The organism is Verrucomicrobiota bacterium (assembly GCA_037139415.1).
Taxonomy (GTDB): Bacteria; Verrucomicrobiota; Verrucomicrobiia; order Limisphaerales; family Fontisphaeraceae; genus JBAXGN01.
In genome coordinates this window covers 111,892-121,718 of the sequence record JBAXGN010000001.1, presented here as the reverse complement: position 1 = coordinate 121,718, position 9,827 = coordinate 111,892, and the positions used below count along the sequence as shown (strand labels likewise).

Sequence of the window (9,827 nt, the reverse complement as noted above, 5' to 3'; positions counted from 1 at the left end):
CCCCGGCGGTCTTGTGCTCGACCAGCAGTTTGCCGGGCCAGAACAGGTCAATGAACCCCCAATCCCTTGAGAGTTTCTTGACCGGCTCCTCGAACGTGGCCACCGTGCGGCGGCGGATGCCGAACACATGGAAGAACTCATTCCAGAAGGTCTGTCGCTCGGCAGCCTCGCGGGTTTCGCCTTGCCATTCGTTGGCAAAGGCGATGGCCCGGTGTCTGATTTCATTCCATGAAAGCGGCATGGGGCGAAGGATAGCAAACGCGGCGGAGCGGTCAATGGGAACGTGAACGTGCAGCGGGGGACGCACGCATTCATTTCGTGCATTCATTTGCTTGACAGCGCTCCAGATTTTGCCCCTACTTGCTGTCAACTATGAGCCTGAATGAACATGTCGTGTCGAAGCTGGCATCGCGCTGGTTATGGCTGAACAGGGCGTTGCCTGATTCAGTTGCCGGTCGGTGTCGGATCACGCGCGGCCATGTTTAAGGAACATTGAAAAACATCAAGAATACCACTAATATGACAAATCTCTCTCGTCGTAACTTCCTCAAAAGCACCGCCATTTTCGCGGCCGGAGCGAGCCTGAGTGCCCGTTCCTGGGCGCAAGTTGCCGGGGCTAACAGCGATATCCGCATGGCCGTCATCGGCTTCCGCAGCCGTGGGGCCGAGCACATCAAGGAATGGACTACCTTGAAGGGTTGCCGCCTGGTCGCCCTGTGCGATTGCGATCAATCCCTGCTGGACAAGGTGAACAAGAACCGGGGCAAGGAAACGGTCGTCGAAGGCGGCATTGACCCGGTCACCGGCAAGCGCGGCAAAGGGCAGACGCTGAAATCTCTCGATGCCGAGACCTATCTGGACATGCGCAAGATGCTGGAAAATAAAAATATTGATGCCGTATCCATCGCCACCCCGAATCATTGGCACTCGCTGGCCGCGATTTGGGCCATTCAAGCGGGTAAAGATGTGTATTGCGAAAAACCGATTTCCCACAACATTTGGGAAGGACGTCAATTGGTCAAATGCGCGGCGAATCACAAGCAGATTGTGGCGTCCGGCACGCAAAGCCGCTCCAGCTTGGAAGGCATTCAGGCTGCCGTCAATTACGTCAAGGAAGGCAATCTGGGCAAGATCATCATTGCCCGCGGCCTTTGCTACAAACCGCGCAAGAGCATTGGGTTGACGGAAGGGGCGCAGACTGTGCCGGATAGCATCAATTACGATCTGTGGTGTGGTCCCGCCCCGATGGATCCGCCCCGCCGCAACAGCAAAGCCAATGGCCCGGTGCATTACGAATGGCATTGGTTCTGGGCCTATGGGGCGGGCGACCTTGGCAATCAGGGCATTCATCAAATGGACATTTCCCGATGGTTCCTCGGTGAAGCCGGGCTGGCTCCCTTCGTCCTCAGCGCCGGTGGTCGCGTGGGTTACCGCGATGACGCCGAAACCCCGAACACCCAGATCGTCTATCAGGGGTATGAAAAAGCCCCGCTCATTTTTGAAGTGCGCGGCCTGCCTTCCGCAAAAGATGCGACCGCCATGGACAAATACAAGGGCGCGAGCGTGGGCGTTGTTGTCGAATGCGAGAACGGTTACGTCTCCGTGCCGAACTACACCTCCGCCTCCGCACACGACAAGGACGGCAAGGTCATCAAGGAATGGAAAGGCGCGGAAAACCACTTTGGTAACTTCCTCAAAGCCGTCCGGAGCCGCAAGGAATCCGATCTTAACGCCTCGATTCTCGAAGGCCACGTCTCCAGCTCTCTCTGCCACACCGGTAACGTCTCCTATCGCGTGGGCGCCAAGAAGAGCCAAGGCGAAATTCTGGACGGCGTGAAGGCATACAAGGGCATGCAGGAGACCTATGAACGCATGAAGGAACACTTGGCCAAAAACGACGTCAACATTGACAACGATAAACTAACCCTCGGCCAGCCGTTGAAGTTCGATGTGCAGACTGAACGGTTTGACAACGAGGCCGCCAATGCGTTGCTCAAGCGCCAGTATCGCGCGCCGTACATTGTGCCGGAAAACGTGTAAACGAAATCATCTGGCAATACGGATAACCATAATGTGAATTCAACAGGCCGCCCGGTGGAAAACATTCATCCGGGCGGCTTTTCCATAAAGAAACCAATACTAAAATTATGAATCCCCATATTTCACGTCGTCAATTTGTCCAAACCAGTTTGCTGGCCCCCTTGGCGGTGTCCACCTTGGAGTGGTCCGCGTTCGGCGCAGTTGCCCCGCTTAAGCTGGCCGGTTTCGCCGACGAAATCTCGCCCAAGCTCGAGGAGCAGATCAAGGTCTGCAAGGAACTCGGCATCCGCTATTTCGAGTTGCGGGCCGTCGCTGGTAAAAACGTCATGGATTTTGATACCGCCATGCGCAATGAAGTCCTGGCCAAACTCAAGGATAACGGCATGGGCGTCGCCAGCATTGGCAGCCCCATCGGCAAGGCCAAGATCACCGATCCGTGGCCGGCCTATTTCGACAAATTCAAGCGAGCGGTGGAAGTCGCCGAGTTTTTCTCCGCCCCGCTCATCCGCGTGTTCAGCTATTTCCCGCCTGGAAAAGATAAAGACTTCGCGCCGCATCGCGATGAGATTATGCGCCGCATGCAGGCTAAGGCCGACTATTGCAAGGATCACCCTGTGACCCTTGTGCATGAGAACGAGAAGGAAATCTACGGCGAAAAAGGCCCGGCCTGCCTGGATCTTTTGAAGACGGTGAACTCGCCGAAGTTGCGGTGCGCCTTTGACTTCGCCAACTTCCTCCAAGTGGGGGATGACACCTTGGTCAACTGGAAGATGTTGAAGCCTTACGTGGTGCATATTCATGTCAAAGACTACAACAAAGCGACCAAGAAAGTTGTGCCGGCGGGGCAGGGGGATGGTAACATCCAGGAAATCCTTACCGAGGCCGTGCAGTCCGGTTACAACGGGTTCCTGACCTTGGAACCGCACCTGAAAGTGGCCGGAAGCTCCTCGGGCGAAACCGGCCCGGAACTATTCAAGGTGGCCACCGAGGCTCTGCGCGACATCTGCCGCAAAGCCAAAATCGAATTGCAGTAACCTTCCGGGTAGGGCGCGGTGTTTGCACTGCGCCCGTACCCGGTACATATTCCCCGTGGAAGAGTGTATCGAGTATGGGATCGAGGCGTATCAAATGATGGGAATAGGCGTTTCTTATCGGTAAAGTCGTTATTCAAGATAATCAGGTTATGGTTAAAATATTATTAGTGGATGATGATGATTCGTTGCGAATCGTTCTGACCAAGGTGCTCCAACGCATGGGGCACGAAGTCCGCACCGCAGAAAACGGCCTCAAGGCGATGGAGATTTACCGCGATTGGTCGCCCGCCATCATCATTACTGACCTGATCATGCCGGAACAAGAAGGGATCGAAACGATTCAAGCTTTACGGGCCAAGGATAAAACCGTGAAGATCATCGCCATGTCTGGTGGTGGCACTGGCGACGCGAATGCTTATCTCGAAATTGCCAAGCATTTGGGAGCAAACGCCGTTTTGGCAAAACCGTTTTCGATGGAACAATTGCAAGCGGCAGTGACAGCAGTGCTGCTATCCGCTAACTGACCACCCAAGGGGCACGTAGCGGTTTGGGCGCCAGCGCCTGGTTGGCTTCGGCGTCGCCAATCACCACTTCTTTGACCGGGTCCCATTTGAGCTTCCGCCCCACCGCGATCGCCGCCAGCGCCAAATGCGACAACGAATTATTACGGTGTCCGCCTTCGCAGGTGTAAAGCGGCTGCTGACGGGATTTAACCGCATCCAAGAAGTCACGCTTCTCGCTGTGCTTAAACGGCAGATGCAGGTCACTCGGGCCGGGCTTCCAGGTTAAAAGCGATTCTGGTTCGGCATCAATCTGGGTGGGATACACCACTTGAACCCAGCCTTCGGTGCCCTCAAAGCGCATATAGGGCTTGTCGGTTTTGCAGGTGAGTGTTACGCCGTTGGCATACAGGAAGTGCGCCTCAAAGGTCTGGATGACATCCCATAGGTTGCCCTTGGGCGGATAGGTGCCGGTGGCTTGGATTTCAATCGGGCCGGTGTGTTCCGTATTATTGGCCCACATGGCAATGTCATTCAGGTGCGCGCCCCAGTTGGCCAGCATCCCGTCCGCATAATCCGTGATCGCTAACCACCCGGGGCGGGTCTTGTTGGGAGGCTGCTGCGGGGCGTGAACGCGCTTCTCGGTGTACGGTGCCAAGGGGGCCGGTCCCAGCCACATGTCGTAATTCAATTCCTTGGGCACTGGCATATCCGGCTGCGATGCTAGCGTGGTGTCTTTTGGCGTGCCGGTAATAATGCGTTGGAGCTTGCCGATCTTCCCGTTGCGCACCATTTCCACCACGCGATGGCAGGCTTTGTTGGATCGAAATTCGCTATCGGTGCGGAACATGCGGCCAGTCTTTGCAACGAGATCGCTCATCTTGCGACCGGCGGCGATGTTGCGGGTGAGCGGTTTTTCGCAGGCAACATCCTTGCCCGCGCGCAACGCGGCCATGGCTTGGATAACATGCCAGTGATCGGGACTCCCGATCATCACAGCGTCAATACTTTTATCCGCCAGCAACTCACGCCAATCACTGAACGTGGCGCAGCCTTTGAAATTTCCGGAGGCAGCTTTTTTGGCGTAGAACTCCTCGATGTTCTTTTTGGCAACGCCCATGCGCCAGGAATCCACGTCGCACACGGCCACGCCCTGACAATCGTCTTCCTTGAGAAAACCGGGAATATTGGCGTAAATGGTCTGGCGACCGGTGCCAATGAAGCCGACGGTAATGCGGTTGCTGGGAGCGACGTTGCCATCCAAGCCGAGCACTCTTCCGGGCACCACCAGCGGAGCCACTGCGGCGGCGGCAGAGACGGTTTGCAGGAACGCCCGGCGGGATGACGGGCCTGTTTTGAGAGAGCGATGGAGATTCATAGTGTTGAACTTTCAAAAATTATGCGCCGATGTATTCACGGATAAGCTTGATGTTTTCGATGGGGGTTTCGTACGGCATGGCCCCGGTGCCCATCACGCAATTGGGGCGTCCGGCCACAATATCCAACACGTGATCAATGCCGCGATAAATGCGTTCCGGTTCCAGACAGGCGACCACGCCGGGGTCCAGGTTGACCCGGATTCTCAGGTTGGGATTGATCGCCAGCGCCTTATCTACAAAGGCCCGCTGGTTGGTCTCGATGTTGACCGCCAGATAATTGGTCCCCGTGGAAATCAAATCCTCCAATATCGGGTAGGTGTTGCCGCCCATGATACAGGGAACCGGATGACCAATGCAATTGGAGGCCACCTCCAGAATGCGGCGCAAGGCCGGCATCTCCACCTCGTGAAATTGACGCGGGGAAAGAATGGGCGGGGCGGCGGCGGATTCAAAGAATGCCACATCCAAACCCGCCTTGGCGATGGCACGACAGAGCACCCCCTGGTTTTCCGCCAGGCACATCAGCATTTTCCCCGTTTCTTCAGGGCGCGTGATGGCATCCTCGCACAGGTTGCAGATGCCGCGCAGATTGAAGGCAATGGAAAACGGCCCAGCCACTGGGATGCGCACATCGGCTTCGGGAAATTCCCGTTTTAACCGCTGGGCGACGCCGATGATCATGGCGATTCGCCCATCCCGCTCCGGGTCAAAAGGCTTGAGGTCGAGCGCCTCCTCCAACGTGGAAAACAAAGGGTGATGAATGGCGGGAATGGCATGATCGTCCGGCTGCTCGACTTTGGCGCCATACGCCTCCGCCTCCATATTGTAGATATCTATGCCCACGGCAATGACCTGATGCCGATACTCCAGGTAGGCTCCCCGATGACCTTGGAAAAGCAGTTCGGGATCGCGCGAAACGTCCCAGGGCGAGCGCCCGACAAAACGCGCGGCATGTTCATAGACTACCGGCGTAAATGATATCTTCGCTGCCATATTTATATTTAATTGATAACCACGTTGTCAGCTTAGATTTTTCCGCGCTCCATCGGAATGGCTGTATTCACAAAAACATGTCTGCCATCACAAACGAGGCTTGCCAGCCCGCCAGCACCCGCTACCATCCCGCCATGGTCACCAACCTTGATGATAAGGTGCGACGGGTGCGTTGGGCAAATCGCCAAATGCGCAGCGGGCACGTCGTCATTGGTGAAATCCTCTATGAACCGGGCGGTTTCCTGGGGCCCCGTCTCCAACCCGATTACCAATTGGTCATGATCCATTCCGGGGGGTGCGCCGTACGCATTGACCAGCGGGAATATCACCTGGAGGTGGGGCGGGTTTACCTGCTCCATCCTGGCCACCGGGAACAGTTCCGGTTTTCAACCCAAAGCCAATCCCACCACTCGTGGTGTGCGGTCAGCCCGGAACTGATTCCGAAAGACATGCGCCGCGAATTGAATACGGCGACCGGTGGGGCGGTTCCCTCCAGCCGGATTTTTGACCATCTGTATGCTGCCGCATTTTCCCTGCGCCTACCGCTGGATGACTGCGCTACCCGGGAAATCAATTTCCTGGGGCTGTGCTTTCTCTCTGAATATCTGCGCCTGGCGCGGGACATCATCGCCTCCGCCGAACCCAACGAACCCGTGCGCAAGGCCTGCCAATATATGGCGGAACATTTGGGTGACGAGGATTGCCTGAGCCGGGCCACCCAGGCAGCGGGTATTTCCCGCAACGCGCTCATTTACAAGTTCCGGCAAAATCTGGGGTTGCCCCCGGCTCGATATTTATGGCGTCTGCGGACCGAACGCGGCATCGCCATGCTGGGCGAAACGGGCCACACCATCTCTGAAATCGCGTATCAATGTGGATTCAAGACCCCCTACCACTTCTCACGGTTGGTGCGTCAGATCCAGGGTGCCTCCCCACGCAAGTTGCGCCAAAAAATCTGGGGAAAAATATGACCCGCAGGCAACCCTTTCGACCAATTTTCAATGGCGACCACCGAAACCTGAACAACCAGAAAAATACCCCATGAAATCGTTATCGCAATACTCCCTCGTGCTCCGCCGATTGACCACCGTTCTGGTGGCTGCTGGATTAGTTGGTGTGAAACTCAGCGCCGCCACCGCTGTAGCATCCGAGGTCAGCCAGACCAACACCACAATCCTCAAATGGAAGGATGGCAAGCAGGCGGTCTTCCTGCTCGCCTTTGATGACAGCACCGTCAGCCAAGTCAAGAACGTGATTCCGGAACTGGCCAAACGCGGGATCGTCGGCACGTTTTATATCAATCCCGGCAACGGGCCGTATGCCAGCCAGCGGAAGGCGTGGGAAAAAGATGTGCCCGGTTTGGGGATGGAATACGGCAACCACACCTTTACCCATGCTGGTGCGCTCAGCGTCGCCGAATTTGATCGTGAAATCGAGCAGTGCAATGAGGTCATTCAAAAATGCTTTCCCAATCGCAAACAACCCCGGCTCATCTCCTTCGGGCGTCCCGGCGTGCCCAAGGTCAAATGGCGCATCAGTGAAGACGAAGTGAAACAGGTGCTTGCGAAGTATCACCTGATTGAGCGTCCATCTTTTTATGGCCCGCCCATCCACCTGAAAACGATTGATGAAATCCGGAAATGCGTGGACCAGGCCATCGCCAAGGGCGAAATGGGACACCTTGATTTTCACGGCGTCGGCGGGGATTGGTTGGTGACCCCGATGGAGCAATTTATCGCCCTGCTCGACAAACTGGAATCCTGCCGGGAACAACTCTGGTTGACCGATGCGATTTCCTGGCATAAGTACCTCACCGAACGCAAAAGTGCCGAGATCAAGGAAGTCCAATCGGATGCCAAACAAATCCAAATTCAGCTCACCTGCAAATCCGATCCGACCTTTTACGATTATCCCCTGTCGCTTGCCACCAAAGTGCCGCCGACTTGGAAGGAATGTATCGTAATCCAAGGCTCGACCAAAACGAATGTCACAGTAACGGCAGGAACGGTACGCTACGAGATTATACCGATCACCGGGGAAATCCTGCTTAAGCCGGCGAGGTGAAAATCGGGCGCAATTCGCCCTTGCCATCCGGTCATGCCGCTGGCAGATTTCATCCAAGCTTAAGCCAATGAAAACACAATCAATGAGCGTAGGTCGCTGGGATAAAGTGCTGGTTAGGCCGCATATTTCCAAGGCGTGCCGTCGGCCATTGCACGTCCTGGCTTCCCTTCTGGGATTGCTCGCCTTGACCTTGTTGACCGATCGAGGCATGGGCGCTGCTGGCGACTTGACCAGCGCCTACCCTTGCGTTGCCTGCGAACGGATGATTTCCACCAGTATTCCCCGCTACCGCCATGCCCGTGGCACTTTGTGCGAGACGTGCAGCAAGGTGGAAGATCGGTGCTTTCTCTGCGGATTGCCCGCCGTCGCCCGCTTTGCCAAAACTGCGGATGGACGGTTTATCTGCCACTTTGACCTGGAGACCTCCGTCCTGCTCCCTGATCGGGCTGAGGCGCTCTTTCGCTATACCAAAAATGAAGTGGAACGGATGCTCGGTCCCACCTACGCGTTGAAATACGCGATCACGGAAGTCACCTTCATTGATGCGCTCAATAAAAGTGGTGGTCTCACCACCATTGGCGTTGCCAGCAGCATTCGCTACGTCAACGGTGCGTACCAGCACTCCGTCGAACTCTTGAGCGGACTGGCCGTGGATCGGTTTGTGGCGGCCTGCGCGCATGAGTACATGCACATGTGGATCAATGAAAACAAACGGCAGACGCCTCTGGACAAGGATACCATCGAGGGAATTTGCGAGTTGATCGCCTATAAATACATGGGGCGTTTAGGGAAAACCAAGGAACGGGAGGCGATCTTACAGAATACTTACACCCGTGGAAAAATCAAAATCCTAGTGGATTTGGAAAAAGCGAATGGCTTGGAATACATCTTAGATTGGCTGCGGCGGGGTGATGCCGCAACCATCGCCTCACCTCCAAAAAAACAACCAACCCGGTTCGGCCAAGGTCATCCGGTGGGTGGTATGCCAGCAACTTCCGCCAGCCAAACCGCACCAGCCGCTTCCTCGCAAAACGTCGCGGACGGTCCCATCCGTCCGGAGCCGGCTTCAAACATGAAGCGGCTGGCCCAACCGGGCGACACCATCGTGGTGCGCACGCGGGAGAAGGTGCTATTCAGCACCGTGGTGGATGCCACGGAGACCAACATTCTATTTCAGGTCGAGGGACTCACGCTGGACACGGCTACCCTTACAAACTTGGTCTCGTATTCAGTGATCGCCAAGGCCCGCCCGCCTGTTCCCACGCCTATACCGCCCCCGGCGCCTTCCATGCCTCCAGCACCGGTTCCGGCAAATAACTCCGGGGACAACCCTCCGCCATCCGTCATCAAAACCAATACCGTATCGCCACGTGGGGCACCCGGAGCGGATATTTTGAACGATATCATCAATCCGAGCGTTGAGAAAAGGCAACGGCAGGCAGGCCCGACGGCGACCAAAGAATACCGCGAGAAATATTATCGCGCTCTGTCGGCTCTCACGGCCAATGGCTACCAATACATTGGCAAACCGGCGCTCCCGAACGACTTGGGACAACTACCCGCCATGATTACTTTTCAAAAATCCGGTGAGACTGGAATAGAAAATATGACGCCCGACCAAATCCTGGAGCGGTTTGGGCAGTAAGGTTGAGTAAGGAACAACTGCGGACGAAACGGATTTTGCAGCCAAGGCCAGTCACGCTAACACGGCGAACCTCAAATGGAAAGATGGCCAAAACCAACGTCAAGGTAACGGCAGAAACGGTATGCTACGAGACCATCCCGATCACCGGCGAAATTACTCTGCAAACAGCAAA

9 protein-coding genes are annotated in these 9,827 nt (G+C 55.9%); 6 read left to right on the top strand and 3 right to left on the bottom strand.

Annotation, left to right across the window (positions count from 1 at the left end; genetic code table 11):
* Window positions 1-241 (bottom strand): type IIL restriction-modification enzyme MmeI (locus WCO56_00455; GenBank protein ID MEI7728012.1); only part of this gene is annotated, 241 nt, incomplete at its 3' end.
* Between the two features lie 278 nt (window positions 242-519).
* On the opposite strand from WCO56_00455, the gene WCO56_00450 reads away from it, so the two are divergent.
* The 3 genes from WCO56_00450 to WCO56_00440 all read left to right on the top strand — a co-directional run bounded on the left by WCO56_00450 (window position 520) and on the right by WCO56_00440 (window position 3,598).
* A complete protein-coding gene (locus tag WCO56_00450) occupies window positions 520-2,040 on the top strand; it encodes a Gfo/Idh/MocA family oxidoreductase (GenBank protein MEI7728011.1) in 1,521 nt (506 codons plus the stop codon).
* Between the two features lie 107 nt (window positions 2,041-2,147).
* A complete protein-coding gene (locus tag WCO56_00445) occupies window positions 2,148-3,074 on the top strand; it encodes a sugar phosphate isomerase/epimerase family protein (protein ID MEI7728010.1) in 927 nt (308 codons plus the stop codon).
* Window positions 3,075-3,223: 149 nt separating this feature from the next.
* The gene (locus tag WCO56_00440) at window positions 3,224-3,598 is read left to right on the top strand and encodes a response regulator (protein ID MEI7728009.1); all 375 of its coding nucleotides are present in this window, start codon (window positions 3,224-3,226) and stop codon (window positions 3,596-3,598) included.
* Here the strand turns inward: WCO56_00440 and WCO56_00435 are convergent.
* Both WCO56_00435 and WCO56_00430 read right to left on the bottom strand, forming a co-directional pair.
* Window positions 3,591-4,952 (bottom strand): Gfo/Idh/MocA family oxidoreductase, encoded by a 1,362-nt coding sequence (locus WCO56_00435; GenBank protein MEI7728008.1) that lies wholly within the window; start codon window positions 4,950-4,952, stop codon window positions 3,591-3,593. The genes WCO56_00440 and WCO56_00435 overlap by 8 nt on opposite strands.
* Window positions 4,953-4,971: 19 nt before the next feature.
* Window positions 4,972-5,946: a uroporphyrinogen decarboxylase family protein gene (locus tag WCO56_00430; protein MEI7728007.1), complete on the bottom strand. Its 975-nt coding sequence runs from the start codon at window positions 5,944-5,946 to the stop codon at window positions 4,972-4,974.
* Window positions 5,947-6,023: 77 nt separating this feature from the next.
* Here WCO56_00430 and WCO56_00425 point away from each other — a divergent pair, with 77 nt between their 5' ends.
* The 3 genes from WCO56_00425 to WCO56_00415 all read left to right on the top strand — a co-directional run bounded on the left by WCO56_00425 (window position 6,024) and on the right by WCO56_00415 (window position 9,655).
* Window positions 6,024-6,917, top strand: coding sequence for an AraC family transcriptional regulator (locus WCO56_00425; GenBank protein ID MEI7728006.1), 894 nt, complete (start codon window positions 6,024-6,026; stop codon window positions 6,915-6,917).
* Window positions 6,918-6,987: 70 nt separating this feature from the next.
* Complete coding sequence (locus tag WCO56_00420; protein ID MEI7728005.1) at window positions 6,988-8,010, top strand: polysaccharide deacetylase family protein; 1,023 nt, start codon at window positions 6,988-6,990, stop codon at window positions 8,008-8,010.
* 67 nt (window positions 8,011-8,077) lie between these two features.
* Window positions 8,078-9,655, top strand: coding sequence for a hypothetical protein (locus WCO56_00415; protein ID MEI7728004.1), 1,578 nt, complete (start codon window positions 8,078-8,080; stop codon window positions 9,653-9,655).
* Window positions 9,656-9,827 lie beyond the last annotated feature (172 nt).